General features: G+C 74.1%; 28 protein-coding genes and 1 pseudogene. 19 read left to right on the top strand and 10 right to left on the bottom strand.

From position 1 onward, the window contains the following. Positions 1–192: 192 nt before the first annotated feature. Positions 193–1,389, bottom strand: coding sequence for an MFS transporter (locus tag ABWK59_RS06000; RefSeq protein WP_354638454.1), 1,197 nt, complete (start codon positions 1,387–1,389; stop codon positions 193–195). A 237-nt stretch (positions 1,390–1,626) separates the two neighbouring features. Between ABWK59_RS06000 and ABWK59_RS05995 the strand changes: the two genes are divergently transcribed. From ABWK59_RS05995 to ABWK59_RS05980, 4 genes are all read left to right on the top strand, one after another. Then, positions 1,627–2,802, top strand: coding sequence for an ROK family transcriptional regulator (locus ABWK59_RS05995; protein WP_354638453.1), 1,176 nt, complete (start codon positions 1,627–1,629; stop codon positions 2,800–2,802). Between the two features lie 259 nt (positions 2,803–3,061). Then, the gene (locus tag ABWK59_RS05990; protein ID WP_354638451.1) at positions 3,062–3,478 is read left to right on the top strand and encodes a TOBE domain-containing protein; all 417 of its coding nucleotides are present in this window, start codon (positions 3,062–3,064) and stop codon (positions 3,476–3,478) included. A gap of 97 nt (positions 3,479–3,575) precedes the next feature. Continuing rightward, entirely contained in the window at positions 3,576–4,274 is a 699-nt protein-coding gene (locus ABWK59_RS05985; RefSeq protein WP_354638449.1) for a glycerophosphodiester phosphodiesterase, read from the top strand. After that, the gene (locus ABWK59_RS05980; protein WP_354638447.1) at positions 4,271–5,389 is read left to right on the top strand and encodes a winged helix DNA-binding domain-containing protein; all 1,119 of its coding nucleotides are present in this window, start codon (positions 4,271–4,273) and stop codon (positions 5,387–5,389) included. The genes ABWK59_RS05985 and ABWK59_RS05980 overlap by 4 nt, the downstream gene beginning before the upstream one ends. A 38-nt stretch (positions 5,390–5,427) precedes the next feature. On the opposite strand, the gene ABWK59_RS05975 is transcribed toward ABWK59_RS05980, so the two are convergent. Then, positions 5,428–6,375 (bottom strand): hypothetical protein, encoded by a 948-nt coding sequence (locus ABWK59_RS05975; RefSeq protein WP_354638445.1) that lies wholly within the window; start codon positions 6,373–6,375, stop codon positions 5,428–5,430. A 227-nt stretch (positions 6,376–6,602) separates the two neighbouring features. On the opposite strand from ABWK59_RS05975, the gene ABWK59_RS05970 reads away from it, so the two are divergent. The 9 genes from ABWK59_RS05970 to ABWK59_RS05930 all read left to right on the top strand — a co-directional run bounded on the left by ABWK59_RS05970 (position 6,603) and on the right by ABWK59_RS05930 (position 12,726). Further along, positions 6,603–6,794 carry a hypothetical protein gene (locus ABWK59_RS05970; RefSeq protein ID WP_354638444.1) on the top strand — a complete coding sequence of 64 codons (192 nt, stop codon included), beginning with the start codon at positions 6,603–6,605 and terminating at the stop codon, positions 6,792–6,794. Further along, the gene (locus ABWK59_RS05965) at positions 6,791–7,177 is read left to right on the top strand and encodes a GNAT family N-acetyltransferase (RefSeq protein WP_354638442.1); all 387 of its coding nucleotides are present in this window, start codon (positions 6,791–6,793) and stop codon (positions 7,175–7,177) included. The genes ABWK59_RS05970 and ABWK59_RS05965 overlap by 4 nt, the downstream gene beginning before the upstream one ends. Beyond that, positions 7,153–7,467 (top strand): hypothetical protein, encoded by a 315-nt coding sequence (locus ABWK59_RS05960; RefSeq protein ID WP_420492734.1) that lies wholly within the window; start codon positions 7,153–7,155, stop codon positions 7,465–7,467. Before ABWK59_RS05965 ends, ABWK59_RS05960 begins: the two co-directional genes overlap by 25 nt. 44 nt (positions 7,468–7,511) lie before the next feature. After that, positions 7,512–8,462, top strand: coding sequence for an alpha/beta hydrolase (locus ABWK59_RS05955; protein ID WP_354638440.1), 951 nt, complete (start codon positions 7,512–7,514; stop codon positions 8,460–8,462). Beyond that, entirely contained in the window at positions 8,459–9,313 is an 855-nt protein-coding gene (locus ABWK59_RS05950) for a spermidine synthase (RefSeq protein WP_354638439.1), read from the top strand. The genes ABWK59_RS05955 and ABWK59_RS05950 overlap by 4 nt, the downstream gene beginning before the upstream one ends. Positions 9,314–9,405: 92 nt before the next feature. Next, a complete protein-coding gene (locus tag ABWK59_RS05945) occupies positions 9,406–10,254 on the top strand; it encodes a class I SAM-dependent methyltransferase (RefSeq protein WP_354638437.1) in 849 nt (282 codons plus the stop codon). Between the two features lie 177 nt (positions 10,255–10,431). Beyond that, positions 10,432–11,088, top strand: a complete 657-nt coding sequence (locus ABWK59_RS05940) for a DedA family protein (protein WP_354638435.1) — start codon at positions 10,432–10,434, stop codon at positions 11,086–11,088. Positions 11,089–11,167: 79 nt separating this feature from the next. Beyond that, positions 11,168–11,836: an O-methyltransferase gene (locus ABWK59_RS05935; protein WP_354638433.1), complete on the top strand. Its 669-nt coding sequence runs from the start codon at positions 11,168–11,170 to the stop codon at positions 11,834–11,836. Positions 11,837–11,838: 2 nt separating this feature from the next. Then, positions 11,839–12,726, top strand: coding sequence for a Gfo/Idh/MocA family protein (locus ABWK59_RS05930; protein ID WP_354638431.1), 888 nt, complete (start codon positions 11,839–11,841; stop codon positions 12,724–12,726). Positions 12,727–12,780: 54 nt separating this feature from the next. Here the strand turns inward: ABWK59_RS05930 and katG are convergent, their stop codons facing one another. Beyond that, positions 12,781–15,012 (bottom strand): catalase/peroxidase HPI, encoded by a 2,232-nt coding sequence (gene katG / locus ABWK59_RS05925; RefSeq protein WP_354638430.1) that lies wholly within the window; start codon positions 15,010–15,012, stop codon positions 12,781–12,783. 329 nt (positions 15,013–15,341) lie between these two features. On the opposite strand from katG, the gene ABWK59_RS05920 reads away from it, so the two are divergent. Further along, positions 15,342–15,752, top strand: coding sequence for a Fur family transcriptional regulator (locus tag ABWK59_RS05920; RefSeq protein WP_354638429.1), 411 nt, complete (start codon positions 15,342–15,344; stop codon positions 15,750–15,752). 101 nt (positions 15,753–15,853) lie between these two features. Here ABWK59_RS05920 and ABWK59_RS05915 read toward each other — a convergent pair whose 3' ends face one another. After that, positions 15,854–16,693: a lysozyme gene (locus ABWK59_RS05915; protein ID WP_354638427.1), complete on the bottom strand. Its 840-nt coding sequence runs from the start codon at positions 16,691–16,693 to the stop codon at positions 15,854–15,856. 345 nt (positions 16,694–17,038) lie between these two features. Between ABWK59_RS05915 and ABWK59_RS05910 the strand changes: the two genes are divergently transcribed. The 4 genes from ABWK59_RS05910 to ABWK59_RS05895 all read left to right on the top strand — a co-directional run bounded on the left by ABWK59_RS05910 (position 17,039) and on the right by ABWK59_RS05895 (position 21,206). Then, positions 17,039–17,575, top strand: coding sequence for a GNAT family N-acetyltransferase (locus ABWK59_RS05910; RefSeq protein ID WP_354638425.1), 537 nt, complete (start codon positions 17,039–17,041; stop codon positions 17,573–17,575). Between the two features lie 210 nt (positions 17,576–17,785). Next, positions 17,786–19,813: a S8 family serine peptidase gene (locus ABWK59_RS05905; RefSeq protein ID WP_354638424.1), complete on the top strand. Its 2,028-nt coding sequence runs from the start codon at positions 17,786–17,788 to the stop codon at positions 19,811–19,813. 127 nt (positions 19,814–19,940) lie between these two features. Next, the gene (locus tag ABWK59_RS05900; RefSeq protein ID WP_354638423.1) at positions 19,941–20,525 is read left to right on the top strand and encodes a hypothetical protein; all 585 of its coding nucleotides are present in this window, start codon (positions 19,941–19,943) and stop codon (positions 20,523–20,525) included. A 138-nt stretch (positions 20,526–20,663) separates the two neighbouring features. Next, the gene (locus tag ABWK59_RS05895) at positions 20,664–21,206 is read left to right on the top strand and encodes a hypothetical protein (protein WP_354638421.1); all 543 of its coding nucleotides are present in this window, start codon (positions 20,664–20,666) and stop codon (positions 21,204–21,206) included. 58 nt (positions 21,207–21,264) lie between these two features. Here ABWK59_RS05895 and ABWK59_RS05890 read toward each other — a convergent pair whose 3' ends face one another. Together ABWK59_RS05890 and ABWK59_RS05885 are read right to left on the bottom strand one after the other, a co-directional pair. Then, the gene (locus ABWK59_RS05890) at positions 21,265–21,951 is read right to left on the bottom strand and encodes a hypothetical protein (RefSeq protein ID WP_354638420.1); all 687 of its coding nucleotides are present in this window, start codon (positions 21,949–21,951) and stop codon (positions 21,265–21,267) included. A 307-nt stretch (positions 21,952–22,258) separates the two neighbouring features. Continuing rightward, a complete protein-coding gene (locus ABWK59_RS05885; RefSeq protein WP_354638418.1) occupies positions 22,259–23,509 on the bottom strand; it encodes an IS701 family transposase in 1,251 nt (416 codons plus the stop codon). 375 nt (positions 23,510–23,884) lie between these two features. Here ABWK59_RS05885 and ABWK59_RS05880 point away from each other — a divergent pair, with 375 nt between their 5' ends. Beyond that, positions 23,885–24,343 carry an SRPBCC family protein gene (locus ABWK59_RS05880; RefSeq protein ID WP_354638416.1) on the top strand — a complete coding sequence of 153 codons (459 nt, stop codon included), beginning with the start codon at positions 23,885–23,887 and terminating at the stop codon, positions 24,341–24,343. A gap of 18 nt (positions 24,344–24,361) precedes the next feature. Here ABWK59_RS05880 and ABWK59_RS05875 read toward each other — a convergent pair. The 4 genes and pseudogenes from ABWK59_RS05875 to ABWK59_RS05860 all read right to left on the bottom strand — a co-directional run. Then, positions 24,362–24,636 (bottom strand): annotated as a pseudogene (locus ABWK59_RS05875) (transposase); the annotation flags it as partial. A 148-nt stretch (positions 24,637–24,784) separates the two neighbouring features. Beyond that, positions 24,785–25,027: a hypothetical protein gene (locus ABWK59_RS05870; RefSeq protein WP_354638414.1), complete on the bottom strand. Its 243-nt coding sequence runs from the start codon at positions 25,025–25,027 to the stop codon at positions 24,785–24,787. A 228-nt stretch (positions 25,028–25,255) separates the two neighbouring features. Then, the gene (locus ABWK59_RS05865; protein WP_354638412.1) at positions 25,256–25,645 is read right to left on the bottom strand and encodes a YkvA family protein; all 390 of its coding nucleotides are present in this window, start codon (positions 25,643–25,645) and stop codon (positions 25,256–25,258) included. Positions 25,646–25,786: 141 nt separating this feature from the next. Next, positions 25,787–26,440 carry a hypothetical protein gene (locus tag ABWK59_RS05860; protein ID WP_354638411.1) on the bottom strand — a complete coding sequence of 218 codons (654 nt, stop codon included), beginning with the start codon at positions 26,438–26,440 and terminating at the stop codon, positions 25,787–25,789. Positions 26,441–26,537: the final 97 nt, after the last annotated feature.

Below are 26,537 nucleotides of genomic sequence, written 5' to 3'. Positions count from 1 at the left end.
CGCCGCACACGATCGCCGCCACCCTGCGGGCCGGGCGCCGCTCACGCCTCCGTGAGCGGCCGTCCCGCCGAGGCGAGGACGGCATCGCGCAACCGCCGCAGGTCGGGACGGGACCGGCCATGGACGGGAGCGAGCCGGAGAACCCGTCCGCCAGGTCGTGGTGGTACCGGAAGCGGGCCGGCGGCCGCCGGCTCAGCCGGTGCGTTCCAGGTGGGCGGGGGCGGCGGGGGTGCGGTGGACCCGGGTGCGGTGGCGGAGGGCGGTGGCGGTGGGGATCAGGGCGGCGGTGAGGACGGTGACCACGGCGAAGGAGACGGTCAGCGAGCTGGCCTGGGCGATGCCGCCGATGACGGCCGGGGCGATCAGGCCGGAGGTGTAGGTGATGGTGGCGACGCCGGCGATGGACTGGCTGGGGTTGCTGCCGGCCCGTCCGGCGGCGGCGAAGGCGAGCGGGACGACCACCGCGATGCCGATGCCGATCAGGGCGAAGCCGGGGATGGCCGTGGACGGGGTGTCGGAGGCGATCACCAGCAGGCCGCCGGCGGTGGCGACGGCGCCGCTGAGCCGGACGGTCCGGACCGGGCCGAGCCGCCGGACCACCGAGTCCCCGGCCAGCCGGGCGGCGGCCATGGTGGCGGCGAAGGCCGAGTAGCAGGCGGCGGCGGTGCCGGCCGCGGAGCCGGTGACGTCGCGCAGGTAGACGCCGCCCCAGTCCATGGCCGCGCCCTCGGCGAACACCGCGCAGAACCCGACCAGGCCGATCAGCAGCGCGGCGCGCGGCGGCAGGGCGAACCGGGGCGGGGCCTCCTCCTCCGGGGCGGGCCGGACGTCCAGCAGGCCGCGCGAGACCACCAGTCCGATCGCGGTGAGCACCAGCGCGGTCAGCGCGTACTCCAGCCGGGCGTCCACCTGCCGGTGCGCGGCGAGCACGCCGAACGCGGAGGCGACCAGGCCGCCGGCGCTCCACATGCCGTGCAGGCCGGACATGATCGACCGGCCGAGCCGCTCCTCGACCTCCACCCCCTGGGCGTTCATCGCGACGTCGGCCATGCCGGCCGTGGCGCCGTAGAGGAAGAGGGTGAGGCAGAGCAGCACCAGGTGCGGGGAGAGCGCCGGCAGGGCGAGCGAGAGGCACCACAGGGCGAGCAGTCCGCGCAGGGCGGTCCGGGCGCCGAGGCGGTGGACGATCCGGCCGGCCAGCGGCATCGCGAGCGAGGCGCCGACGGCGGGGAACACCAGGGCGAGGCCGAGCTGGCCGGGGCTGAGTCCGAGGTGGTCCTGGATCCAGGGGATCCGGGTGACGAAGGTGCCGGTCACGGCTCCGTGCACGGCGAACACCAGCGCGACGCTCACCCTGGCGCGCCGGACGTCCCTGAGCTCTCCTGCCATCGGGTGGTCCCCCTCCTGTCCCTGTCCTCCGGGCGATTCCCGGTCCGCGGGTGCCGGGCGACTCCCGGCACCTCCGCCGCGGCCGGGGCGGTTCGCGGGCCCCGCGCCGACCGGGAGAATCCCGGCAGGCGTCCGTACCCGGCGTCCCCGGGCGCGCCGGAACACACCCGGCGGGGGCTCGTCGATAAATTATCAGGAAGGGACCCTGATAGAAACCGTCTGGAAGGATGGCGGCCCATGACGACCGCGCGCACGGCCACGCCGAGCACCGCCCGCGCCATCAACGACCGGCTCGCCCTCGACCTGCTGCTGGAGCGGGGGCCGCTGACCGCGTCCGATCTGCGCGCCCTCACCGGGCTGTCCCGGCCCACCGTCGCGGATCTGCTGGAACGCCTCCAGCGCGGCGGCCTGGTCGCCGTCGCGGGCGAGAGCGGCGAACAGCGCCGCGGCCCCAACGCCAGGCTGTACGCCCTGGCGGCCGACCGGGCCCACCTGGCGGGCATCGACATCCGCTCCAGCGGGGTCGGCCTGGTCGTCGCCGACCTCGCCGGCCGTACCCTCGCCACCGCCCGGGTCCCCGCCGCCCCCCAGGACCAGGACCTCGCCGAGCGGACCGTCAAGGCCCTGGCCGAGGCGGCCGCCGAGGCCGGCGCCGCGCACCTGCACACCGTCGCCGTCGGCGCCCCCGGCCTGGTCGACCCGGCCACCGGCGAACTCGCCAACTCCGGCAAACTGCCCCGCTGGCACACCGAACTGCTCGCCGCCCTCCGCTCCCGGCCCGGCACCGACGTGATCCTGGAGAACGAGGTCAACCTGGCCGGCGTCGCCGAGCACCGGGTCGGCGCCGCCCGCGACCGCGAGGACTTCGCCCTGCTCTGGCTCGGCCACGGGACCGGCGCCGCCGTGGTGCTCGGCGGACGGCTGCGCCGCGGGGCCTCCGGCGGCACCGGCGAGATCGGCTTCCTGCCCGTCCCCGGTACGGTCGGCCTGCCCAGCGCCACCGGCTGCGAGGGCGGCTTCCACTCGCTGGCCGGCAGCGCCGCGATCTGCGCCCTGGCCCGCCGCCACGGTCTTCCGGTGCCCGAGCGCGGCCCGCAGCCGCACGCCGAACCCGTGGTCCGGGACGCGGCCGGCGCCGGCGCCGACGCCTTCCTGGACGAGCTCGCCGAGCGGATCGCCATCGGCGCGGCCGCGATCTGCGTGGTCCTCGACCCGGGCTGCGTGGTGCTCGGCGGCGAGGTCGGCCGGGCCGGCGGCCCCGACCTGGCCGCCCGGGTGGAGCGGCGGCTTGCCGGGCTCTCGCCGTTCCGGACCGAGGTGCGGGTCGGCGCGGCGGGCGGCGGGGCGGTGCTCGCCGGGGCCGTGGTGGCGGCCGGGGACGCCGCCCGGCGCGACCTCTTCGGCGGCGACTGAACCCGCGGCCGCGGCCGCGGACCCGGCCGGCGCCGCGCACCCGGCCCGCGCGACGGACCCGCCCGTCCTGTCCCGGAACCTCCGTGGATGTCCGTGATCGTCCGTGACGGATGGTCACCCCGACCGGTCCTGCGGCAGGATGGCCGCGACAGCCGCTCGACCGCGCCCGACCAATCGACCACTCCCGCCACCGACCACTCCGCACCCGACCACACCGCCACCCGACCACTCCGCACCCGATCACCGCGAGGAGCGCCCCATGGCACAGCCCGCCCGGCCGGTCCACCCGTACCGCATCGGCGAGGCCGCCGCGATGCTCGGCGTCAGCGCGGACACCATGCGCCGCTGGGTCGACGCCGGCCGGCTCGCCGCCGAGCGGGACGAGCACGGCCACCGGATCATCGCCGGAGCCGAACTCGCCGCCTTCGCCCGGGAACTCGCCAAGCCGGAGACCGCCGAGGCCGAGGGCCGCCCGTCCTCCGCACGCAACCGGTTCCCCGGCATCGTCACCGACGTACGGCTCGGCGACGTCGCCGCCCAGGTGGAGATCCAGGCCGGGCCGTTCCGGGTGGTCTCGCTGATCAGCCGGGAGTCGGCCGAGGAACTCGGCCTGGTGCCGGGCGCCCCGGCCACCGCCGTGATCAAGTCCACCAACGTGGTCGTCGAACGCCGCTGACCCGCGCCGTCCGCACACCCCGGCCGCACCGACCCCGGCCACGCACCCCCGGCCGCACCCACCCCGGCCGCGCAGACCAGAGGAGAGAAGTCCGGTCATGTCGACCCGAGCGCTCGCGGTGGCCCACCGCGGCGACCCGTACCGGTACCGCGAGAACACCCTGCCCTCGATCGTCTCCGCCCTCGACGCGGGCGCGGACGCGGTCGAGGTGGACGTGCGGCTCACCCGCGACGGCGTCCCCGTCCTGCTGCACGACCCCACCCTGCAGCGGCTCTGGGACGACCCCCGCCCGCTGGCCCGGCTCACCCTCGACCAGCTCGCCGAGATCGGCGGACCCGGCCCGCGGATCCCCACCCTCGCCGAGGCGCTGAAGGCCGTCGCCGAGCAGCCCGGCACCCGGCTGATGATCGACCTGGACGACCCCGGCCCGGCCGCCGCCGCCTGGGCCGCCGTCACCGACCTCGGCGCCGAGGACCGGGTCGCCTTCTGCGGCCCGGCCACCGCCGTCCTCGCCCTGCGCGAGGCCGCCCCCGCGGCCGAGGTCTCGCTCACCTGGAAGCAGCCCCGGCTGCCCGGCCGCGCCCTGCTCGACGACCTGCGCCCCCGCTACCTCAACCCGCCGTTCGGCCTGGTCGACGCCGACCTGGTCGCCGCCGCCCGGGACGAGGGCCTGCTCGTCTCCACCTGGACGGTCGACCTGCGGCGCACCATGCGGCGGATGCTCGGCGCCGGCGTCGCCTCGCTCACCTCCAACCGGATCGCCCTGCTGCGCGCCACCCTCGGCGGCCGGCCGTGACCGGGGCGGGCGGCGCCCCGGCGGGTGCGGCCGAGCCGGTCCTCGGCACGGCGGCCCTCGGCCGGGCGCTGCTCGCCCGCCAGCACCTGCTGGAACGTGCCACCACGAGCGCCGGGGCGATGGTCCGCCACCTGGTCGGCCTGCAGGCGCAGGCCGTCCCCGACCCGCCGTACCTGGGTCTGCTGTCCCGGCTGGAGGGGTTCCGGCCCGAGGAGCTCAGCGGGCTGCTGGAGAGCCGCGCGGTGGTCCGGATAGCGCTCATGCGCTCCACCGTCCACCTGGTGACCGCCGAGGACTGCCTGGCCCTCCGTCCGCTGGTCCAGCCGGTCATCCGGCGGTCGATGGTCGGCAACTGGGGCAGGCTGCTGCCCGGCATCGACTACCCGGCGCTGGCCGCCCGGGCCCGCACCCTGGTCGAGGAGAGCCCGCGCACCTTCCGGGAACTCGGTTCGCTGCTCGCCGAGGACTTCCCCGGGTACGACCCGGCCGCCCTCGCCCAGGCGGCCCGCTGCGAGCTGGCCCTGGTCCAGCCCCCGCCGCGCGGGGTGTGGGGACGCAGCGGGGCCGCCGCGCACACCACGGCCGAGCACTGGCTGGGCCGGCCGCTGGACTCCGACCCCTCGCTGGACGACCTGGTGCTGCGCTACCTGGCCGCCTTCGGCCCGGCGCGCGCCGCCGACGTCCAGAAGTGGTCCGGCCTGACCGGGCTCACCGCCGTCCTCAAGCGGCTGGCCCCGGACCTGCTGCGGTTCCGCGACGAGCGGGGACGGCTGCTGTACGACCTGCCCGGGGCGCCGCGGCCGGCGGCGGACACACCCGCCCCGGTCCGGCTGATCGCCCCGTTCGACAACCTGATCCTGTCGCATGCCGACCGGGCCCGGGTGCTGCCGGAGGAGGCCCGGCGACGGGTGATGACCCAGAACGGGCTGGTCCAGGGCACCCTGCTGGTGGACGGCCTGGTCGTCGGCCTGTGGCGGCCCGAGGGCGAGGACCTGCGGGTGCGGCCGTTCCGGCGGCTGCGGAAGGCCGACCGGCTGGCCGCGGAGGCGGAGGGCGCCCGGATCCAGGAGTTCGCCGGGCGCACCGGACCCGTCGTGGTCGAACCGCCGGGCTGAGGCCCGGCGGCCCGGTCGCGCGCGGGCCCGCCAGGCCCTCAGACGCCGAGGATCTGGTCCCGCCAGTACGTGAACCGGGGGACCGGGTCGCCGTCCAGGTGCCAGGGCCAGGCCGTCACCACCGGGCCGATCATCTCGAAAACCGCCGGCGCCTCGTGCACCCGGTTCGCCTGGGTCAGCGCGTACGCCAGCAGGTTGAGGTCGGCCAGCGCGGCGGCGTGCTGCAGGAACCCGGGCCGCGGCCAGGTCCTGATCGCGCGGTCCAGGGCGGCCGCCGCGTCCGGGCGGGTCCACCGCTGGCGGGCGCCGAGCGCATTGACGCCGCCCGCGGCGACGGTGGTGGCGTGCCGGTCGGTCAGCATGGTCAGCTCCAGCCCGGCGACCGGCGAGCCCGCCGGGGCCGAGGCCCGGACGGCCTCCACGAACTCGGCGACCTGGGTGTGCGAGCCGCACTCGTCCGGCGACAGGTAGCGCAGCATCTCCAGGTGGGCGGTGCGGTTCCACGGGTCCCGGGCGCCGATCTCCTGGCAGACCGGGAACACCTCGCCCTCCGGCCGGCGCAGCGTCCGCAGCACGGACAGCAGCGCCACCCACGGGGTGGGGTCCTCCGGCCGCAGCTCGGCCGCCTGGTGGCAGCGCTCGATCGTGACCCGCGGGTCCTCGAACCCGCCGCCGGTACGCCGCGCCTGGGCCAGCTCCACGAAGGTCTGCATCACCAGCGGGTCCGCGTCCTTGGGCCGCTGGCGGCGCCACACCTGCGCGAGCGCGGGGGAGGCGGCGCCGGCCAGCACCGACAGCCGGTGGGTGCGCCGGTCCCAGTCCGTCCCGGCGTCCCGCAGCAGCTGCTCGACCACGCCCGCCGAGAGCTCCAGCTGACCCTGCACCCGGGGGGCGGTCAGCTGCTTGAGGACCCGTCCGGTCTCGGCGTCGTCGAGCTCCGGGGCCAGGCGCGGTCCACTGGCGCGGCGTCGTCCAAATATCGCCATGGACCGGGAGCGTAGGGCAGGAACACGGCACCGCCAATGGCCGTTCACCGGCCGGACACGGCCTTCACCAGGCCTCCCCCTCCCCGGGCGGGCGCTCCGTGTGCGGTGCATTCCGCTTTGGCGACATCCCGCCACGTCACACCGGTACGCGGCCCGCCGGGATCCCGCCGCGATCCCGGCGGGACGCCCGCCGGACGCACGGCTGACGCCCCGTCACGGCACATCGTTTGACCACCCGCGGACCCGCCGGTGGCAAGGTCGGCGTGATTCGAGCGGAGAAGATCGGGCTGCGCGCCCGGCACGAGGACGACATCCCGGTCCTGCACCGGGAGCTCTACGACGACGTGCTCACCAGTCCCAGGCGGACACCCGCCCCTGGCGCCCCCGGCCCGCCGGCACCGACTCCCCGTACGCGGTGAACGACCTGCCCGAGGACGTGGACTGCTTCTCGATCGAGGAGCTGGCCACCGGCGAACTCGCCGGCGAGAGCGTCCTGTGGGGCGTCGACACCCACAACCGCAGCGCCCACATCGGCCTCGCCCTGCGCCCCGGCCACCGCGGACGCGGCCTCGCCGTCGACGCCCTGCGCGCGATGTGCGAGTACGGCTTCGCGGTGCGCGGCCTCCAGCGCCTGCAGATCGAGACCCTCGGCGAGAACGCCCCGATGATCGGCGCCGCCCGCCGCGCGGGCTTCACCCCCGAGGGCACGCTGCGCCGCGCCGCCTGGGTGTACGGGCGGTTCCTCGACGAGGTCGTCCTGGGACTGCTGGCCGAGGAGTGGCGGGCCGCGCAGGCCGGCTGACCTCCGGGCGGCGGGGGAGCAGCACCAGCTGGAGCAGCGCGCCGAGCGGCATCGCCAGCCACACCCCGGCCGCCGTGCTGCGCCGCCGGCTCGCCTTCCTCGAAGCCCCCAGCAGCCTCTTCCACGACCCCGAGGGCCGCCCGGTCACCGCCGAGCAGGAGCCCGACCCCTTCCGCCGGGGCATGCTGCTGGTCGCCCGCGCCTCCGGCGAGGCCGAACGCGCCTGGCTGGCCGAGACCATCGCGGCCCTGGACGCCACCCCCGCGCCGACCGCGGCTACCGAGCGGTAGAGTCGGCGCAGGAATCGGCGGAACCACGGCGGGCGGGCGAGGACATGGAGTTTCGGACGGACATCCTGGGCGAGCCCTACGAGGCGGCCGAGCTCCCGCTCTCGCCCGACGAGGAGGGCGCCGTCAGCGCCACCCTGGTCCGCCGGCTCGTCCCCGACTCGCAGAAGGCCGTGCTGTACGTCCACGGCTACGTGGACTACTTCTTCCAGACCCACCTCGCCGACCACTTCACCGCGGCCGGCTACTCCTTCTACGCCCTCGACCTGCGCAAGTACGGCCGCTCCCTGAAGGCCCACCAGTCGCCGAACTTCGTCCGCGACCTCACCGCCTACGACGAGGAGCTGGACGAGGCGGTCCGGGTCATCCGCGAACTCGACGGCCACACCACCCTGATCGTCAACGGCCACTCCACCGGCGGCCTGGTCACCGCCCTGTGGGCCAACCGCCGGGTCGGCCGCGGCCTGGTCGACGGGCTCTTCCTCAACAGCCCGTTCCTCTCCATGCCCGCCGCCCCCGCCGTCCGCGCCCTCGGCGCCCCCGCCGTCCACGCGCTCGGCCGGATCGCCGCCACCCGCAAGCTCCCCAGCACCCTCAACCCGCACTACGTGCACAGCCTGCACCGCGACCACAAGGGCAGCTGGGACTTCGACCTCACCCTCAAGCCCGCCGAGGGCTTCCCGCTGTACGCGGGCTGGCTCGCCGCCATCCAGCGCGGCCACCGCGAGGTCCGCCGCGGCCTCGCCGTCGACTGCCCGATCCTGCTGATGGCCTCCACCGCCTCCATCGCCACCGACAAGTGGCACCCCGACCTGCACCGGACCGACGCCGTCCTGCGCGCCGACGACATCGCCGCCCTCGGCCCCCGCCTCGGCCGGCACGTCACCGTCATCCGGATCGAGGGCGGCGTCCACGACCTCGTCCTCTCCGGCGAGCAGGCCCGCACCCAGGTCTTCGACGAGCTCGACCGCTGGCTCGCCACCTACCTCGGCGCATGAGCGACGACGCCCTCCCCGAGGCGGTGCCGGTCGAACGGCCGGTGGACCTCGGCACCGCCAAGCTGATGCCCGACCTCGACCGGGACGGCGGCTGGCTGCTCACCCTCGACGGCACCCCGCAGTCGTACGTGGACCTCGCCGACCCCACCCACCTGGAGTTCGAGTACGTCCAGCGGATCGCCCACCTGCTGGACACCGCCGCCCCCGCCGGTGAACCGCTGGACGCCCTCCACCTCGGCGGCGGCGCGCTCACCCTGCCCCGGTACCTCGCCACGACCAGGCCCGGCTCGCGCCAGCACGTCGTGGAGATCGACGGCGCACTGGTCCGCCTGATCGCGGACCGGCTGCCCTGGCCCCCGGAGATCACGGTCGGGGTCGGCGACGCCCGGGAGGCCCTCGCCGCCGTCGCACCCGGCACGGTCGACCTGGTGGTGGCCGACGTCTTCCACGGCTCGCGCACCCCCGCCCACCTCACCAGCGTCGAGTTCCTCCGCCTCGCCGCGACGGCCCTGCGGCCCGGCGGACGGTACGCCGCCAACCTGGCGGACGGGCCGCCGCTCGCCTTCGCCCGGGCCCAGGCGGCCACGGTCCGGGAGGTGTTCCCGTACAGCTGCCTGGTGGCGGAGCCGGGGGTGCTGCGGGGGAGGCGGTACGGGAACGTGCTGCTGGTCGGGTCCGACCGGCCGCTGCCGGCCGGGGAGCTGGCGCGGCGGTTCGCGGCGGACGCCTTCCCGGCACGACTCGTGGAGGGCGAGGACCTCGACGCCTTCCCCGCCGGCCGCGGGGCCACCACGGACGCGGACGCCGAGGACTCCCCACCACCCCCGCCGGGGGCGTTCACGCTCTCCTGAGGGGTCTGGGGTAACCGGTTGCGCATCGCGCCCCTCGGGGCAACCGGTTGCGCATGCCCGCTCGGGCGTGGGCCGGGTGTCAGAATGCGGGCATGGGTGATGCGAGGGTGCGGGTCGAGCTCGGGGCGGTGCCGGAGACGGCGTTGTGGACGCTGTACCACCGGGCGGCGGAGGCGCGGCAGTGGGGCGGGGTGCTGGAGGATCCCAGGGCGGTCGAGCTGGTGGACCGGATCGACTACCCCTTCGAGGAGCGGTTCGGGCCCGGGGCCGGCCTTCAGGCGCGGCTGCAGGGGGTGCGGGTGCGCTGCTTCGACCGCGAGGTGGAGGACTTCCTCGCCCGCAGTCCCCGCGGCACGGTGGTCTGCCTCGGCGAGGGCCTGGAGACCCAGTACTGGCGGGTGGACAACGGCCGTGCCACGTGGCTGTCGGTCGATCTGCCGGAGGCGGTGGCCCTCCGCGAGGAGCTGCTGCCGCCCGAGCCGCGTCAGCGGCTGCTGGCGTGCTCGGTCACCGATCCGCGCTGGATGGACGAGGTGGACGACTCCCACGGCGTGCTGATCACCGCCCAGGGCCTGTTCATGTACCTGCGCCCGACCGAGGTCCGCGACCTGATCGCGGCCTGCGCGCGGCGCTTCCCCGGCGGGACGCTGGTGTTCGACGCGGTGCCGCGCTGGTTCAGCCGGCTGGCCACCGAGGGGAAGCTGCGCTCCCACGCGTACCAGGCGCCGCCGATGCCGTGGGGGATGGACGCCGGCGAGCGGTCCAAGCTGGCCACCGCCGATCCCCGGGTGTCGGAGATCCGGGACGTGCTGCCGGTGGGCGGTCCGGGGCGGGCGGGTGCGCTGATCGCCGCCGCGGTCCGGCTGCCGGTGCTGTCCTCGCGCCGGCCGTCCGTGGTGGCGCTCCGGTTCGCCGACCGGGACCGCCGCGAGACGCCGTGACGTGCCCGGTGACCGGCGTCTGACCTGCGCGGAACCGGCCCCCGGGAACCCTGGCGGCGCGGTGCCCGTTGGCATGGTTCGGTGGGGGACCGGTTAGGCTGGCTGGCCGGGGGGCGCTTCCGCACACCCGAATCACCCCGCACCGTCCTGTGACCCAGCCCACGGAGGTACTCGGCCTTGCACATCGACCAGTGGATCGAGAGCGTCTCGCCGACCTCGGTGTACGCCCTGATCGGTCTGATCATCGGCCTGGAGAGCCTGGGCATCCCGCTTCCCGGTGAGATCGCGCTGGTCTCCGCCGCGCTGCTGTCCGCGAGCGGCTCGGTGAGCCCGTGGTGGGTGGCGGCGTGCGCGATCGCGGGCGCGATCATCGGCGACTCGATCGGCTACTCCATCGGCCGCAAGGGCGGCAAGCCGCTGTTCGAGCGGCTGGGACGGAAGTTCCCCAAGCACTTCGGGCCCGATCACCTGGCCACCGCCGAACGGTCGTTCCAGAAGTGGGGCATGTGGGCGGTCTTCTTCGGCCGGTTCATCGCCCTGCTGCGGATCTTCGCCGGCCCGCTGGCGGGCGCCCTGAAGATGCCGTACTGGAAGTTCCTGATCGCCAACGTGCTGGGCGGCGTGGTCTGGGCCGGCGGTACGACCCTGCTGGTCTACCAGGTCGGCAAGGTGGCGGAGCAGTGGCTGAAGGGCTTCTCCTGGGTCGGCCTGGTGGCCGCCGTCCTGGTCGGCGCCGGTTCCGCGTGGGTGCTGAAGCGCCGCGCGGCCAAGGCCGCGGCCGCGTACCAGGAGCCCGCGGGTACGGCGGAGCCGGCCCCGGCCGCCGCGGAGTGACCGCCGGCCGCCGTTCCTGACGGTCCGTCGGCACCGCTCGGGTAGGGTCGTGAGCGATCTCTCGACGAGCGGAGGCGACATGGGTCAGGAACTCTGGACGGCGGTCGACGACTACTTCAGCGAGGTGCTGATCGGCCCGGACGAGCCGCTGGACTCGGCGCTCGCCGCGGCCGACCGGGCCGGCCTCCCGCACATCAACGTGGCCCCCAACCAGGGCAAGCTGCTCCAGCTGCTGGCCCTCGCCCAGGGCGCGAAGAGGATCCTGGAGGTCGGCACCCTCGGCGGCTACAGCGCCATCTGGCTGGCCCGGGCGCTGCCCGCCGACGGCCGGCTGATCACCCTGGAGATCGACCCGGCGCACGCCGCCGTGGCCACCGACAACCTCAAGCACGCGGGCCTCGCCGAGCTGACCGAGGTCCGGGTCGGCCCGGCGGCGGACACCCTCCGGCAGCTCGCCGAGGAGGGCGCCGAGCCCTTCGACCTGGTGTTCATCGACGCCGACAAGCCGAGCAACCCGGTGTACTTCGCGTGGGCCCTCAAGCTGACCCGGCCGGGTTCGCTGATCGTGGTCGACAACGTGGTGCGGGCCGGCAAGGTGGTGGAGGCCGACTCCACCGACGAGGCGGTGCTCGGGGTGCGCCGGATGCACGACCTGATCGCCGCCGAGCCGCGGGTCTCCGGCACCTCGGTGCAGACCGTCGGCGCCAAGGGCTACGACGGGTTCACCCTGATCCGCGTGGAGCGCTGACCGTGCGGATAGGCCTGCTCGGCACCGGCCCCTGGGCGGGCTGGGTGCACGCCCCGGCGCTGGCCGCCCACCCCGGCGTCGAGTTCGCCGGGGTGTGGGGCCGCAGGCCCGAGGCCGCCGCGGAGATCGCCGCGGCCCACGGCGTCCCGGTGTTCGACGACCCGGCGGCGCTGATCGACGCCGTGGACGCGGTCTCCATCGCCCTGCCGCCCGCCGTCCAGGCCGGGTACGCGGTCCGGGCCGCCGAGGCGGGGCGGCACCTGCTGCTGGACAAGCCCGTCGCGACCTGTGCGGCGGACGCCCGGGCGGTGGCGGCGGCCGTCCGGAAGACCTCGGTCGCCTCGGTGGTGTTCTTCACGCTGCGGTTCGCCGGGGAGCAGTCCGGGTGGCTGGCCGAGCAGGCCGCGCTCGGCGGCTGGTTCACCGCCCGCTGCGACTGGCTGGGTTCGGTGTTCACCACCGACAGCCCGTACGCGGCCTCGCCGTGGCGGCGGGAGAAGGGCGCGCTGTGGGACGTCGGTCCGCACGCGCTCGCCATGCTGCTGCCGGCGCTCGGGGACGTGGAGCGGGTCACCGCGGCCGACGGGCCCGGGGACACCGTGCACCTGGTGCTGCGGCACGGCTCCGGCGCGTCCAGCTCGGTGACACTCAGCCTCACGGCGCCGCCGGCGGCGGCCGTGGACGGGGTCGGGCTGGAACTGCGCGGGGAGCACGGGGTGACCCGGATGCCCGCGCGGGACGAGCACCCGGTGGTGGCGTTCGGTCGCGCCCTGGACGCGCTCGCGTCGGCGGCCGGCGGAGGCGGGGCGCACCCGTGCGACGTCGCCTTCGGCACCCGGGTGGTGGAGATCCTCGCCGAGGCGGAGGCCGCCCTGCGGATCGGCCACTGACCAGGGGCACCTCCCGGCCCGGCGGCCGGGAGCTGCCCCTGTCGTGGTGACCTCTCAGGAGAGGTCGAAGCGGTCCAGGTTCATGACCTTGTCCCAGGCGCGGACGAAGTCGTGGACGAACTTCTCCTTGGCGTCGTCGGCCGCGTACACCTCGGCGACGGCGCGCAGCTCGGAGTTGGAGCCGAAGACCAGGTCGGCGCGGCTGCCGGTCCACTTGAGCTCGCCGGTGGCGGCGTCGCGGCCCTCGAAGGAGTTGGCGTCCTCGGACGCGGGCTTCCAGGTCGTGCCCAGGTCGAGCAGGTTGACGAAGAAGTCGTTGGACAGCACCTCGGGGGTCCCGGTGAGCACGCCGAGCGAGGACTGCTGGTGGTTCGCGCCGAGGACCCGGAGGCCGCCGACGAGGACCGTCAGCTCGGGGGCGCTGAGGGTCAGCAGGTTGGCGCGGTCGAGCAGCAGGTACTCGGCCGGCAGCCGGTTGCCCTTGCCGACGTAGTTGCGGAAGCCGTCGACGTTGGGCTCCAGCGCGGCGAAGGACTCGACGTCCGTCTGCTCCTGGGTGGCGTCCGCGCGGCCCGGGGTGAACGGGACGCGGACCGTGAAGCCGCCGTCCTTCGCGGCCTTCTCGACCGCCGCGCCGCCGGCCAGCACGACCAGGTCGGCGAAGGAGATCCGCTTGCCGCCGCTCTGGGCGGCGTTGAACTCCTGCTGGATGCCTTCCAGGGTGCGCACCACGGTGGCGAGCCGGTCCGGCTCGTTGACCGTCCAGCCGCTCTGCGGCTGGAGGCGGATGCGGCCGCCGTTGGCGCCGCCGCGCTTGTCGCTGCCGCGGAAGGAGGAGGCCGAGGCCCAGGCGGTGGAGACCAGCTGGGAGACGGTGAGGCCGGAGCCGAGCACCCGCTCCTTGAGGGCGGCGACGTCGGCCTCGTCCACCAGCGGGTGGGTGACCTCGGGCAGCGGGTCCTGCCACAGCAGCTGCTCGGTCGGGACCTCGGGGCCGAGGTACCGGACGATCGGGCCCATGTCACGGTGGGTCAGCTTGAACCAGGCGCGGGCGAAGGCGTCCTGGAACGCGGCCGGGTCCTCCAGGAAGCGGCGCGAGATCGGCTCGTAGATCGGGTCGAGCCGCAGCGACAGGTCGGTGGTGAGCATCGTCGGGGCGTGGCTCTTCGACGGGTCGTGGGCGTCCGGGACGGTCCCGGCGCCGGCGCCCTCCTTCGGCCGCCACTGGTGGGCGCCGGCGGGGCTCTTGAACAGCTCCCACTCGTGGCCGAAGAGGATCTCGAAGAAGCTGTTGTCCCAGGCGGTGGGCGTGTTGGTCCAGGTGCCCTCCAGGCCGCTGGTGATGGTGTCGCCGCCCTTGCCGGTGCCGAAGCTGCTCCGCCAGCCGAGGCCCTGCTCCTCCAGCGGGGCGGCCTCGGGGTCGAGGCCCACGCTGTCGGCCGGGCCGGCGCCGTGGGTCTTGCCGAAGGTGTGGCCGCCGGCGATGAGGGCGACGGTCTCCTCGTCGTTCATCGCCATCCGGTAGAAGGTCTCGCGGATGTCGCGGGCGGCGGCGATCGGGTCCGGATTGCCGTTCGGGCCCTCCGGGTTGACGTAGATGAGGCCCATCTGGACCGCGCCGAGCGGGTTCTCCAGCTCGCGGTCGCCGGTGTAGCGCTCGTCGTCCAGCCAGGTGGTCTCGGGGCCCCAGTAGACGTCCTCCTCCGGCTCCCAGACGTCCTCGCGGCCGCCGCCGAAGCCGAAGGTCTCGAAGCCCATGGACTCCAGGGCCACGTTGCCGGCGAGGATCATCAGGTCGGCCCAGGAGAGCGCCCGGCCGTACTTCTTCTTGACCGGCCACAGCAGGCGGCGGGCCTTGTCCAGGTTGGCGTTGTCGGGCCAGCTGTTGAGCGGGGCGAAGCGCTGCTGACCGGCGCCGGCGCCGCCGCGGCCGTCGCTGATCCGGTAGGTGCCGGCGCTGTGCCAGGCCATCCGGATGATGAACGGGCCGTAGTGGCCGAAGTCGGCCGGCCACCAGTCCTGCGAGGTGGTGAGGACCGTCTCGATGTCCCGCTTCACGGCGGGGAGGTCGAGGGTCCGGAACGCCGCCGCGTAGTCGAACTCCTCGCCGAGCGGGTTCGCCACGGCGGGGTTCTTGGCGAGGATCTTCAGGTTGAGCCGCTCGGGCCACCACTGGCGGTTGCCGCCGCCCTGGGTGGGGTGCAGGGCGCGCCCGTGCGCGACCGGGCAACCGCCTCCGCCCTCCGACTTCGCGTCCGTGACGATGGCGTCATGGTTCTCAGACATGGGAATCCTTCCGAACTGGGCGGATCACGGTGCTGAAACTGCGGGCAGTGGAACAGTCGGGCACAGACTCCGGCCGGGGTCACGGAGGCGCGCGGGGGACGGCCGTTCCCCGCGGGTCGGGAGCGCGCAGCTCAGACGGTGGTTCGCGGTTCCGTCACGTTTCCATCTCCTGCCGTACCGGAGTGTTCCTGTCCCTTGGATATCACCAGAACCGATCCTACGATGGACAGGATCCAAGTCAAGAAGTGCACCAAACCCATATCCGGCGCCGGAATCGGGGATTCCACTCGGAATCCACGGTTCCCACGAGCCTGAACAGGTGAACCGATATGAGTGACCTGCTGGAACGGCTGCGGGAGCGCGGCTGGCGGATGACCTCGCAACGGCGTGTCGTGGCGGAGGTCCTCGACGGCGACCACGTCCACTACACGGCCGACGAGGTGCACGCCCGGGCGGCGCTGCGGCTGCCCGAGATCTCCCGGGCGACCGTCTACAACACGCTGGGCGAGCTGGTCGCCCTCGGCGAGGTCACCGAGGTCTGCACCGACGGCCGGGCCCGGCGGTACGACCCCAACGCGCACCGCCCGCACCAGCACCTGGTCTGCTCGGGCTGCGGCACCATCCGCGACGTCCACCCGCTCGGCGACCCGCTGGCCGACCTGCCGGCGGCGGGCCGGTTCGGCTTCACCGTCTCCGGCGTCGAGGTCACCTACCGGGGGCTGTGCCCGGCCTGCGCGTAGCCCGGCCTGCGCGTAGGGGGCGGCCGGGTCGCGACGGGGGCACCCCGAGGGGCGCGGGGCGCGCCTTTCCTGCTCCGCGCCCCCTCGGGTGTCCGGCGGGGTCAGCCGTTGGCGAGGGCCTTGAGCCGGTCGTAGGCGCCGTTGAAGAGGTTCTGGTCACCGGGGAAGGTGCCGGAGTCGGCGTGCTGCCAGATGGTCTGGTACGCCCAGCCGTTGGGCAGCGTGCCGGGGCTGGAGGCGTAACGGGCGATCCACAGCGGGTGGGTGGCGCCGAAGCCGCCGTTGTCGCCGGTGCACTGGGTCCACCAGGCGGTGGTGGTGTAGATGACCGGGTACCGTCCTGTGCGGATGAGGACGGTGGTGGAGAAGTCCCGGATCCACGTGACCATCGCGCTCCGGCTGAGCCCGTAGCAGGTGGCGCCGTAGGGGTTGTACTCGATGTCCAGGGCGGGCGGCAGGGTCCTGCCGTCGCGGGACCAGCCGCCGCCGTGGTCGACGAACCAGGCGGCCTGGGCGGCGCCGCCGGAGCGGTCCGGCAGCGCGAAGTGGTAGGCGCCCCTGATCATCCCGGCGTTGTAGGAGCCGTTGTACTGCTGGGCGAAGTACGGGTTGCGGTAGCCCGTGCCCTCGGTCGCCTTGACGTAGGCGAAGCGGGACCCGGCGGCGTACGCGGAGGACCAGTCGACGTCGCCCTGCCAGCTGGAGACGTCCATGCCGGGGGTCTGGACGACGGCGAGGGTCGGGGCGGGGAGGCCGGTCGCGCGGCCCTCGTGGGCGGCGACGGTGGAGCCGGCGAAGTCCCGCTCGGGGTGGAAACCGGGCCTGGGCCCGGGCTCGGCCGCGGGGGCGGGCACGGCCGCGGCGGCGAGCAGCAGGGCGGTGGTGGCGACGGCGGTGGCGGTGCGGCGGAACAGGCGCGGAGTGGAGCCGGTCTGGGGCATGTTTCTCCCTCGTCTCATGTCGCGGGCCCGGTCAGGATCGCGTACGCGGGAGATCTGGTCATGGCCCCGACGTTCAGCATGGTGGTGACGCTACGTCATCTGATATCGGCTCATGGCGGGCCGAACCATAGGGCCTTGTCGCACCGGACCGCCGAACCGCACCCGGACCGCCGAACCGCCCCCGGGCTGCCGGTCCGTCCCGGCGGGCGCACCCCGTCCCGGGCTCCTCCGTCCGCCCCGGGGTCATGCGCCCGTCCCGGCGGCGGGCTCCCGTCCGGCCCGTCGGCGGGCGGAGGGCCTGTGGCACCATGGCGGTCAGGACCGCAGCCGAGACTGGAGCATGACGTGGCACCCGAGCTGATCTTCCGCGCCGCCGAGCCGACGGACGTCCCGGAGCTGGTGGCGCTGATCGAGTCCGCGTACCGCGGCGACGCCAGCCGGGTCGGTTGGACCACCGAGGCCGACCTGCTGGACGGGCGGCGGACGGACGAGGCCGGGGTGTCCGAGGTGATCGGCCGGGAGGGCTCGGTCCTGCTGGTCGCCGAGCGGGACGGGGAGCTGCTGGCCTGCTGCCACCTGGAGCGGCGCGGCGCGGCCGCGTACTTCGGGATGTTCTCGGTGCGGCCGACCCGGCAGGGCGGCGGGCTGGGCCGGGAGGTGCTCGCCCGGGCCGAGCGGCTGGCGCGCGAGGAGTGGGCGGCCGAGGAGATGGAGATGACGGTGATCGAACAGCGCGCCGACCTGATCGCCTGGTACGAGCGCCGCGGCTTCCGGCGCACCGGCGAGTACTCGCCCTTCCCGTACGGCGACGAGCGCTTCGGCATCCCGCGCCGCCCCGACCTGCGCTTCGAGCGTCTGGTGAAGGAGCTCCGCGCCGCCTGACCGGCGCGTTCCCCCGGCCCCGGCGCACCCCGCGCGAGGGGTGCGCCCGCGTGCGCCGGTCGCGGGGTCGGATGCTCGGAAAATTTCCCAACCCCGTTGAAGAATCAATGAGTTCGCGCCCGAACTCGCACCGCCGTGCCTGTCACGGATCGCGTTCGCCCGGGTACAGAATGTGCCCGTCCGTACCACGCGCGACCCTGGGAGTCCGGTATGGCTCGAATCACGATCAACGGCGTGACCGTCGACCCGCTCGTCCAGTCCGCCGAGCTGGCCAGCGCCGATCTGGTCGCGGAGGACGCCTCCGCCTCCGACCACCTGCTCGTCCAGACCACCCACGTCCCCACCGAGGACGAGCGGCGGCAGCTCGCCGACCTCGGGGTGGAGATCCACGAGTACGTCCCCGACAGCACCTACCTGTGCGGCTACCGGCCCGCCGACCTGGCGGCCGTCCGGGCCCTGCCGTTCGTCGCCTGGGCCGACGTCTACCTCAAGGGCTTCAAGGTCGCGCCCTCGCTCCGCTCCACCCGGCTGCGGCCCGCCGTGGCGGTGCTGGCCGACCCGGTCGGCGCCACCGGGACCGGGACCCGGACCGTGGACGTGGTGCTGCACGAGGGCGTGGACACGGACTCCGCCGAGCTGCGGCAGCGGATCGCCGACGCGGCCGGCGTCGAGACGGGCGCGATGATGCCGAACCACCGCAAGGTCCGGATGACCGTCCCCGAGCAGGGCCTGTCGGCGCTGGCCGACCTGGACGAGGTCCGGCAGATCGAGGAGGTCCCCCGGGTCGGACTGCACAACAACGTGGCCCGGCCGCTGCTGCACGCCCGAGTGGGGAGCAACGGCACCCGGTTCCACGGCGAGGGCCAGGTGGTGGCGGTCGCGGACACCGGCTTCGACCTGGGCTCCACCACCGACGTCCACCCCGCCTTCACCGGCCGGGTCAAGCGCCTGGTCGCGCTCGGCCGCACCGGCCCCGACCGGACCGACGACCCGGACGGCCACGGTACCCACGTCGCCGGCTCGATCCTCGGCAACGGCACCTCGGCGACCATGGGCGGCACCATCCAGGGCACCGCGCCCGGGGCCAGCCTGGTCCTGCAGTCCCTGCTCGACGCCGGCGGCAACCTCGGCGGCATCCCGTTCGACCTGCGCGACCTGTTCGGACCGCCGTTCCACGAGGACGGAGCGCGGATCCACTCCAACTCCTGGGGCCCGGTGACCCCCAGCCTGCCGTACGACGCCAGCGCCTTCGAGGCGGACGCGATGGTCTGGGAGCACCAGGACTTCGTGATCCTCTTCTCGGCCGGCAACAGCGGCCACGACCGGGACCGCGACGGCCGGATCAACCAGTCCTCGGTCAGCGGCCAGGCCGGCGCCAAGAACTGCCTCACGGTCGGCGCCAGCGAGAGCCACCGGCCCGACATCCGGCTCACCTACGGGCAGTTGAGCGCCACCGCGTTCGGCGCCCCGCCGATCCGCGGCGACCGGCAGGCGGACAACCCGGCCGGGATGGCCGCCTTCAGCAGCCGCGGACCGTCCCAGGAGGGCCGGATCAAGCCGGACGTGGTCGGCCCCGGCACCTCGATCCTCTCCACCCGCTCCCGCGCCGCCGGACCGGACGACCTCTTCGGCACCTCCGCCGACCCCGCCTTCCTCTTCCTCAGCGGCACCAGCATGGCCACCCCGCTGGTCGCCGGCTGCGTGGCCGTCCTGCGCGAGACCCTGGTGCGCAACGGCACCCCCGAGCCCACCGCCGCGCTGCTCAAGGCACTGCTGATCAACGGCGCGGACGAGCTCCGCGGCCAGTACACGCCGAGCGAGGCCGGCGCCTCGCCCAACAACAACTCCGGCTTCGGCCTGGTCAACCTGGAGCAGTCGGTGGTCCTGCCGGAGAGCGCCGGCCGGGCCGGGTTCACCGAGGAGCAGCCGCTGGAGCAGGGCCGGGAGCGCTCCTTCCGGATCCGGGTCCCCGAGGGCGCCGACCACCGGCTCAAGGTCACCCTGGTGTGGACCGACCCGCCGGGCGCGGCGCTGCAGAACGACCTCGACCTGATCGTCCGCGCGGGCGGCCGGGAGCGGCACGGCAACATGGGCACCGGCAGCGGCTTCGACCGGGTCAACAACGTCGAGCAGGTGCACTGGAAGGACGTCCCGGCCGGCGAGGCGGAGGTGGTCGTCCGCGCCCACCGGATCACCCGCTTCGCGCAGCCGTACGCGGTGGCCTGGCGCATCGTCTGACGCGCCGGGGTTCCGGGCCTCCGGGATCGCGTGGCTCCTCCTGGACTCGCCGAGGCGGTCACGCCGGTCAGGGACGGCTGGTCAGGGACGGCTGGTCCGGCGGGTGGTCATGGGCCAGGATGGCCGGGTGACGAGCCCTGCCGTGATCGCCGACGACCGTGTCCTCCTCCCGCCCCGCGGCGCGGCGGTGGACGGCGGCCTCGCGGGCCCGACCGCCCTGCCCGTGGCGGCGATCCGGGACGCCGATCCGTCGGCCGCCCCGCCGGAGATCCGGACCCGCGCCGGGGAGACGGTCTTCCTGGCGGCCGCGCAGGCCGGCCGGCTGGAGGAGTTCTGCCGCGACCACGGCATCCCGCTGCGCCGCCGGCCCGACGTGTGGGCCGACCTGCTGGAGGTCTTCCTCGACACCGGGTTCCCGCCCGAGCACCACGCCGCCACCGCCGCGCGGCTCGCCCGCCTCGGCCTCGACGCCGCCGCCACCGCCCGGATCCGGGCCGAGGTCGCGCCGCTGATGCACCGGTACTACGCCGTCCACTGGGAGTGGCACCACCTCGGCCTGGCCGACCTGCTGGACGCCCACGCGACGTACGGCGGACCGGCCGGGGGTGTCGTCGATTTGGCCGATCCGGCCGATCCGGCCGTGGCGGCCCAGGCCGACTTCCGGCCCCGGGCGATGCGGATCGCCGATCTGGGGCACGGCTCGGAGGTCTGATCCGGCGGCGCCACGCGGATGGTTCATGCAGGCAACTCGCCTGCCCCGGGCTTCGTTTGTCGATGCCGTCGAACGGGTGGCGGATCGTCAGGACGAACCGCTCACCTCTTCGATTTGGTCTACGCCTCAAGATCACGGATGCTGATCGACATGCACGCCGAGCAGTTACTCGTGTACGGGGACAGCCCGTTCATCGACTTCCGGGAGTTCCACCACCCCGACGGTCCGGACCGCTGCTACCGGTGGGTCCACCTGAAACGCTTCCACCTCCCCGCGGAGGTGCCCGACGACCGCAGCCTGCTGGCCGCGATGATCGAACACCCCGAGTTCCGCGACACGTACGACGGTGCCGGGCTCTGGCAGGAACCGCGCCACGGCCAGTGGTGGTCCCACCACATCACCCCGGACACCTACCGCGCCGTGGACGAGGCCACCGCCTCCGCCACCATCCGCACCTGGGCCGACGCCGGCTGGACCACCGCCATTCCCGACACCCTGGACCGCCGCCTCCGCGACGCCGTCCACACCCCCATCCAGCAGGCCACCGGCCGCTACGCGCTCGGCCCCCTCCCCGAGGGCGCCCGGCACGACTACGGCCCGATCCACGCCCAGTTCCACGAACTGGTCCTCATCGACCGCACCCTCGGCACCCTGCTGCTCCTGGTCGCCGCGGACGACTGAGGTGCCGGGGTGGGCGGCTTCCGGGCCGGCAGGTCAGCAGGTCGGTGGGGGCGGCGGGTCAGCGGGTCAGGTCGAACACCGTCTCGCTCTGCGCCTTGGAGTTCTTGGCGCGCAGGTAGGTGTTGAAGGTGCTGTACCCGTCGAGATCGGTCGGGATCAGGACCTCGACCGAGAACGCCCCGGTGCTGTCCGGCATGGTGTCGCGCAGATCGCGGACCTTGACGTCGGCCAGCGGGCTCAGTTCCGGGTCCTTGACGACGAAGGAGATCCTGACGACGTCCCCCGGCGTGAACCCGGTGCCGGTCAGGACCGCCTTGCTGCCGCCCTTGCCGGCGTCCGGGGACGCGGAGAGCACGCGGTGCGCATCCGCGGAGGGGCTGCTCGCCACCCCGCTCGGGAGCGGGTTCACCGTGGGGGAGGCCCCCGGACGTGCGGCGCCCCCCGCTCCGGGGGCCGCGGCGTCCGCCGCCACGGTGACGGTGGGGCCCGGCACGGTGACGGTCACCGTGGCCGTGGGCTGCGGCCGGGCTTCGCCGACCTGCGACTGGGTGAAGAAGCCGCCGGCGAAACCCGCGCCCAGGGTGACGACTCCGACCACCGCGGTGATCATCGTGCCCCAGCCCTGGAGATCGACCCTGCGCCGAGAGGCCGTCTGCGGGTGGGCCGTCAGCGGCGGCCCGCTCGGCTGCGGCGGGACGTGGTTCGGCGCGGGTGGCGTCTCCGGCCGGTCCGGCACCGTGGGCATGCTCACCGATCTCCCCCTGAGGTCAGCAGTACAAAGGCGTGATCACGCGGAGACTTGGATATCACATCCGCGTCCGCCGCTTGACGACACGTCAGAAACCGCGGGGGCGGGGAGCCAGGGCGAGGAGCCGGAACCGGAGCATGAGGAGCTGTCCGGTCGGTCACGGGACGTAGGGGTGGGGGCGGAGCGGTCCTAGTAGGGCTTGGTCAGGTTTGTATGGGTGTGGGTATGTCGCGGTGGCAGGTCGGGCAGTGGCCGGCCCAGGTGGCGAGGATGGTCTGCAGCTCGCGGACGACCTGGTAGAGGCTCAGGCCGCTGCCGTTCCTTTTGGGGCTCGGGCCAGCCTCCGCAGGGTGCAGAAGGCGTGGGCGAGGGCGACAAGGGTGACGTGGTGGTGCCAGCCGGTGAACGTGCGGGCCTCGAAGTGGGCGAGTCCCAGGGCCTGCTTCATCTCGCGGTAGTCGTGCTCGATGCGCCAGCGGAGCTTGGCCAGGCGGACCAGGGTGGTCAGCGGGGTGTCGGCGGGCAGGTCGGAGAGCCGGAACTGCACCGGCTCGGGCTCTCTGGCCGGCCACTCGGCCAGTAGCCAGCACTCCGGCAGCTCGACGCCATCGGTGGCATCGCGGATCTCGCGTCCGGCGGGGCGGATACGTAGCGCGACGAACCGCGAGTACATGCGCTTGAACCCGGTGCGGCCCTTGCCCGGGCGGGAGCCCTCGCGCCAGGACACCGGCCTGGCCGCCTTCCGTCCGGCGTCCATGACCAGGGCTTTCACGCTCTTCGCCGGGTCGGGATACCGGGCCGCCGGCGGACGTCCGGTCCCGCCGTAGGGCGGGGTGAACGGCCGGGCGGAGCCCGGCTGTGCGCTGAGGGTGGTGGAGATGCCCACGACGTAGTTCAGCCCCCGCTCGTTCAGGCCCAGCCGGAACGCCACCGCGTCGCCGTAGCCGGCGTCCGCGACAACGAGTGGGACGTGGACGCCCCACGATCGGGTCTCATCGACCATGTCCAGGGCGAGTTGCCACTTCTCCACATGGGTCAGGTCCGCTGGGATCTGGCAGCGCTCGCGACGGGCCACCTTCGCGGGCTCGGCCTTCTCGGAGGTCGGGTCCCAGGACTTGGGGAGGAACAGCCGCCAGTCGACGGCGGCGGAGGCGTGGTCGGTGGCCAGGTGCAGCGAGACGCCCACTTGGCAGTTGGTGACCTTGCCCGCGGTGCCGGTGTACTGCCGCGAGACACACGCGGAGGCGTCACCGTCCTTGAGGAACCCCGTGTCGTCGATGATCAGGGCGGCCGGCTTCAACTCCGTCTGCATCTTCCACGCCAGCCGGGCCCGCACATGCGCCGGGTCCCAGGGACTGCTGGTCACGAAGTGCGCGAGCGCCTGCCGGTTCCCATCCACGCCGAGCCGGGCTGCCATCGGCTCCACCGACTTGCGCCCGCCATCCAACAGCAGCCCACGTACATAGATCTGTCCCCACCGGCGCTGATCGTTGCGGGTGAACGCCTCGAACAGCTCCGCCGTGAACGCCTCCAGGTCCTCCCGGACCTCAGCCATCTCCCCAGGTGTCACACACCCTCAACGACACAACCCGCCAACAGACACGCCACCCCTGAACTGACCTGACCAAGCCCTACTAGTGCCGTATCAGCCAACGTTCGCCCTCTCGTGACGAGTCGCCCGGATGCTGGGGACAGCGGCACATGCCCGTCTACAGGCGGCGCCGTTCGGCAGCCGTGTAGTCCTTCACCGCGCTCAGTGTTTGTCGGAGGCGGGCCGAGCGATGCCGCGCGGGGCCAACCCAGCCTGCCGCCCGTTCCGCGTTGATCCGTACGGCCTGGCGCTGCCTGCTGACCGCCGGTCCCGGCACGCCGGGCCGGCCGACGCCTGAAACAATGGAACCCCCGCTGCCCCGGTCTGAGGAGGTTCGCGATGGCGCACGAAGGCGAGCTAAGGCTCCATGCGCGGCGTGTCCTCCGTGCACCGCGCTCAGCCGTCTTCCGGGCCCTGACCGACCCAGGGGATCTCGCCGAGTGGTTCGGCCCCGACGGGTTCACCATCCCGGGTGTACAGAGCGACCTTCGACCGGGAGGCAGCTATCGCATCGCGATGCAGCCACCGGAGGGCGACATGTTCCATCTGGTGGGAGAGTTTCTCGAGGTCGACCCTCCGGAACGCCTGTCCTACACCTTCCGATGGGAGGATCCCGACCCCGAGGACCGCGAGACAGTAGTGACGCTGGCGCTGAACGACCTCGGCGGCACGGTAACCGAACTGGTTCTCACCCAGGGTGACTTCGCCACGGAACGGCGCCGTGCCCTTCACGACGAGGGCTGGGCCCAGAGCATGGACAAGCTCGAGAAGCTGATGTCGCCGGACAAACCGGTCTGAGAACGCCCTCGTGCCACATCAGGCAACATTTGCCCTGGTGACGACCTCGCGTAGCCGCTGATCGGCGGCGTGCTTGTTCCGCCAGATGATGTAGCGGCGGATCATGCTGCCCTGCTCCTTGTGGCTGGCGTGGTCGGTGCCGTCGAGGGCGAAGTAGCTGAGGGCGGTGAACTGGGCCTCGATCCGATTGAGCCAGGAGCTGTTGGTCGGGGTGTAGGCGATCTCCACGCGTTCGCCGCGGCCCACGTCCCGACCCGCTGACAGCGCTTCGTCGTCAGGTGTGGTGAGTAGTTGCGTCATTATTGATCTCACGGACTCGCACTCACTCTGCCACCAGCACAGCATGGCGGACATGCACCGCCGGAGTGCAGCCCGGACAGCGTGACGTCGCAGTAGGACCAGGGCTTGCTGATGCGGCACCAGATCCCCGGCCCTCGGGACTCACCTCGCGGCGTGGATGCAACCGCTCGGCTCGAGCGGGCCGAGCTCGGGAACAGTAAGTCGCCGTTGCCCGCGGGCCTCGCATGCGCTGTTGAGCGGCGGCTCCATCTCCGCCCCGATGATGGTCACGCGGCGCCCGTCACGTGCGCGGAGCACGAGCGGCATCCCGTCGATCCAGTCGCCCGCACGCCAGTGGCCGGCGAGCTGGGCTTGGCCGTCCGGCCGGCGGTGCGTCGCGACCACCCTGAAATGGAACCAGCCGCCGTTGCCCCGGCCCCCCTGCTGGTACAGCTCCCCGCAGTAAGCGCAGGCCACGGTCGGCCGAGGCAGAGCTACGTCGCCGGCAGTCATGATGCTCCAGCACCCCCTCAGATCGGCAATGGCTCAGCTACCGTCGGCATTCTGCAGTTGCCGGTGGTCCGAGTCACCTGGTTTGCATGGCGCACAGGGCAAAGGTTGCTTGATGCGGCACTAGTCGGCCGTGCGCTGGGCGTGGGACCACTCGACGTAGCGGCCGGATTCGCGGGTGAGGCCGGCCAGGAACCAGACCAGGACGGCGGTGTCGTCGGTCCAGCCGACGACCGGGAAGATGTCCGGCACCGCGTCCACCGGGCTGAGCAGGTAAACGGTGGCCAGGGCCGCGAGCAGTGCCAGCTTGCCCGGGCCGACCCCGGGGTAGCGGCGGCGCAGCACATCCCGCAGCAGACCCGGCATCGCGACCATGCGACGGCCGATGCCGGGGGCTCCCGGACGCCTGGTCTCGCGGTAGAGGCCCCAGGCGGAGCGGCCGACGGCCAGGCCGTCGAGGCCGCGGAGGCCGGGTACTGCGGCGTGTCCCTTCGACCTGACGGGCTTGCTCACGGTGGCCTCCTGCTCGCTGCGACAGGGTCGTCCGCGACGGCCCTACCGCCACGGTACGCGACCGGACCCGGCCGCCGAAGGGGTCCGACGGCGGCGGCTCCGGCGCGGCGGGCGACGGGCAGCGGGTGGTGGCCCGGGCGATCAGCCGCCGTAGAGGCCGCGGCAGATCCGGGCCTGTTCGGAGCCGGGTGCCCACCGGCCGAGGCGTTCGGCCTCCGCGCACACGTGGAGCGAGGAGAGCAGCGACGGCGGCGTAGTGGCCGACTGGGGCCGGGCCGGGGCGGCCGGGCCGGACTGCGAACGTGCGGGCGGCTTGGGCCGGGTGGTTCGCCGGGGTGCGGCCGCCGAGGGGCCGGCGCCCGTACCGGCCGGGGACCCCGCTGCGGCGTCCCCGGCCGTGCCGCTGTCCGCGGGCGAGGGCTCGGGGGCGTAGGGCGACGCCTCGGGGGAGGGGAGGGCGGCGGCCTCGTCCGGCCCGGAGGTGGCGTCCCCGTCCGGGAGCGCGTCCGTGGGCTCGGGGGAGGGACCGGCGGTCGGCGGGCCGAGGACGGTGCCGGCCGGCGGCCGGGAGCCGTCCGCGCCGCAGGTGGCGAGCAGGCTGCCGAGCAGCACGGCCCCGCACAGGAGCACGACCGCCGCCCACAGCCGGCGACGCCCGCCCTGCCCCGGCTCCGCCAGCGGCGGCTCCCAGGGCGCGGTTGGGGGTTGCGGGCTGCCCGGGTAGGGCAGGGGCGGCGGCGGGAGAGGGTTCTGCTCCCAGGAGTACTGCCAAGGCGGTTGCCACTGCTGTTCCACGCTCGTCCTCCCGCACCGTCGCGCGCCGCCGGCGGGCCGCGCCGACCTGCACAACGAGACCGGCGGCGATGCGGAACCGCCCGAACGGGTGCGGCCA

The sequence above is a fragment of the Kitasatospora sp. HUAS MG31 genome (assembly GCF_040571325.1).
GTDB classification, from domain to species: Bacteria; Actinomycetota; Actinomycetes; order Streptomycetales; family Streptomycetaceae; genus Kitasatospora; species Kitasatospora camelliae.
Note: the sequence above shows the minus strand (reverse complement) of the source record. Positions and strands in the feature narration are given on the sequence as shown.

What these genes read in the sequence shown, in the direction of transcription:
- ABWK59_RS05890 (WP_354638420.1), bottom strand. Translation starts at nt 21,951, where the DNA reads ATGCCCACGGTGCCGGACCGGCCGGAGACGCCACCCGCGCCGAACCAC.
- ABWK59_RS05935 (WP_354638433.1), top strand. Translation starts at nt 11,168, where the DNA reads ATGGGTCAGGAACTCTGGACGGCGGTCGACGACTACTTCAGCGAGGTG.
- ABWK59_RS05905 (WP_354638424.1), top strand. Translation starts at nt 17,786, where the DNA reads ATGGCTCGAATCACGATCAACGGCGTGACCGTCGACCCGCTCGTCCAG.
- ABWK59_RS05990 (WP_354638451.1), top strand. Translation starts at nt 3,062, where the DNA reads ATGGCACAGCCCGCCCGGCCGGTCCACCCGTACCGCATCGGCGAGGCC.
- ABWK59_RS05950 (WP_354638439.1), top strand. Translation starts at nt 8,459, where the DNA reads ATGAGCGACGACGCCCTCCCCGAGGCGGTGCCGGTCGAACGGCCGGTG.
- ABWK59_RS05885 (WP_354638418.1), bottom strand. Translation starts at nt 23,509, where the DNA reads ATGGCTGAGGTCCGGGAGGACCTGGAGGCGTTCACGGCGGAGCTGTTC.
- ABWK59_RS05895 (WP_354638421.1), top strand. Translation starts at nt 20,664, where the DNA reads ATGCTGATCGACATGCACGCCGAGCAGTTACTCGTGTACGGGGACAGC.
- ABWK59_RS05945 (WP_354638437.1), top strand. Translation starts at nt 9,406, where the DNA reads ATGGGTGATGCGAGGGTGCGGGTCGAGCTCGGGGCGGTGCCGGAGACG.
- katG (WP_354638430.1), bottom strand. Translation starts at nt 15,012, where the DNA reads ATGTCTGAGAACCATGACGCCATCGTCACGGACGCGAAGTCGGAGGGC.
- ABWK59_RS06000 (WP_354638454.1), bottom strand. Translation starts at nt 1,389, where the DNA reads ATGGCAGGAGAGCTCAGGGACGTCCGGCGCGCCAGGGTGAGCGTCGCG.
- ABWK59_RS05975 (WP_354638445.1), bottom strand. Translation starts at nt 6,375, where the DNA reads ATGGCGATATTTGGACGACGCCGCGCCAGTGGACCGCGCCTGGCCCCG.
- ABWK59_RS05920 (WP_354638429.1), top strand. Translation starts at nt 15,342, where the DNA reads ATGAGTGACCTGCTGGAACGGCTGCGGGAGCGCGGCTGGCGGATGACC.
- ABWK59_RS05995 (WP_354638453.1), top strand. Translation starts at nt 1,627, where the DNA reads ATGACGACCGCGCGCACGGCCACGCCGAGCACCGCCCGCGCCATCAAC.
- ABWK59_RS05985 (WP_354638449.1), top strand. Translation starts at nt 3,576, where the DNA reads ATGTCGACCCGAGCGCTCGCGGTGGCCCACCGCGGCGACCCGTACCGG.
- ABWK59_RS05880 (WP_354638416.1), top strand. Translation starts at nt 23,885, where the DNA reads ATGGCGCACGAAGGCGAGCTAAGGCTCCATGCGCGGCGTGTCCTCCGT.
- ABWK59_RS05915 (WP_354638427.1), bottom strand. Translation starts at nt 16,693, where the DNA reads ATGCCCCAGACCGGCTCCACTCCGCGCCTGTTCCGCCGCACCGCCACC.
- ABWK59_RS05955 (WP_354638440.1), top strand. Translation starts at nt 7,512, where the DNA reads ATGGAGTTTCGGACGGACATCCTGGGCGAGCCCTACGAGGCGGCCGAG.